Annotated in this window: 1 protein-coding gene; it reads left to right on the forward strand. The window is 38.5% G+C overall.

What is annotated here, in order from left to right:
• On the forward strand, positions 1-768 hold a 768-nt coding region (gene nrdD / locus AC2ETI_RS32630), incomplete at its 5' end, for an anaerobic ribonucleoside-triphosphate reductase (RefSeq protein WP_483635049.1).
• Positions 769-803: the final 35 nt, after the last annotated feature.

Genomic DNA, 803 nt, shown 5'->3' on the forward strand with positions numbered 1-803 from the left:
GCGTATCAATGTACGAAGCGAGCAAGAGATTTTCAGTTTTTATATTCACAAGGTGTATGGCGTGGTGGAGAAACGTTGCAGCCTGAAGACTCCGTAGCCTCGATTTTAAAACAAGGGACGTTAAGTATTGGTTTTATCGGTCTTGCGGAATGTTTAGTAGCTTTAACAGGAAAGCATCATGGGGAAGATGAAGAATCATGGAAACTTGGGTATGAAATTATTTCCTTTATGAGAGATAGAATGGATAAAGCGACAGAAGAACATCAACTGAATTTCTCAGTAATTGCAACTCCAGCAGAAGGATTATCAGGGAAGTTTGTGAAAAAAGATAGAGAAGAATTTGGCGTGATTAGCGGTATAACGAACCATAATTACTATACGAATTCATTCCATATTCCAGTTTATTATAACATTCAAGCGATAAATAAAATCCGTTTAGAAGGCCCGTTCCATGCTCTCTGTAATGGAGGACACATTACGTATATTGAACTAGACGGAGCAGCAATGCATAACAAAAAGGCATTAAAACAAATTGTACAAGCCATGGCAGAACATGGCGTTGGATACGGTTCAATTAATCATCCTGTTGACCGTTGTAAGTGCTGTAGTTATCACGGGGTTATTGGGAATGAATGTCCAAGTTGCGGGAATGAAGATGAGGCTAATATAGAAAGAATTCGCCGTATAACAGGCTATCTTGTAGGAGATATGTCGAAGTGGAATAGTGCGAAACGTAGTGAAGAGATAGATCGGGTGAAACATAAATGAAAGTGATGAATATTATTCATGATAGTGTAGTAGAT

Source organism: Rhodococcus sp. MurmanLake-1 (genome assembly GCF_056945715.1).